Source organism: Arthrobacter sp. AK01 (assembly GCF_021109375.1).
GTDB lineage: Bacteria > Actinomycetota > Actinomycetes > Actinomycetales > Micrococcaceae > Arthrobacter.
Genome location: NZ_JAJOHP010000154.1, coordinates 1 through 502, shown reverse-complemented (window position 1 = coordinate 502; position 502 = coordinate 1). Strand labels below are relative to the sequence as shown.

The 502-nt window shown below is 68.1% G+C and carries 1 pseudogene; it reads right to left on the bottom strand.

What is annotated here, in order from left to right:
• Positions 1–502, bottom strand: a pseudogene (locus tag LN996_RS23505) (HNH endonuclease); the annotation flags it as partial.

Sequence of the window (502 nt, the reverse complement as noted above, 5' to 3'; positions counted from 1 at the left end):
CATCCGGGTGATGGTGTCTTCGTCGGTGAGGTTCCGGACTTTGTCCAGGGCGGTGCTGATGATGGTCGCGGACCGGGACGGCACCAAAGCCGATCCGAGGGCCTCGGCGAGGACTTCGCGGCGGGCCGGGATTTCCTGCCCGGCCATGCCCTTCCGGGGGAGGACCTCGGCGGCGAGGGCAAGCCGTCGCCGGGCCTCGCCGATGCCGATCCGCAACCGGGCCCGCAGGAACTCTGCCGCGTTCCGGTACCCGTCATCCACAACACTGGCCTTGGACCCGGCCCCATCCACGGACAGTGCTGCGCCAATCGTGGAAAGTGCTGCGTTGGTGGAGCGTGCTTCACCAGCGGAAACTGGTGCCTCCGGATCCGTTGCGCCCGTGACTTGGTCTGTCCAGCCGGTCCGCCATTCCGGCGCTGCTGCCGAGGACCCCGGCCGGGAGTTTTGTGCCTCAAGCCGGGTCCGTTCCACCGCGTGGGCTGCGACGATCTGTAAGTACTCC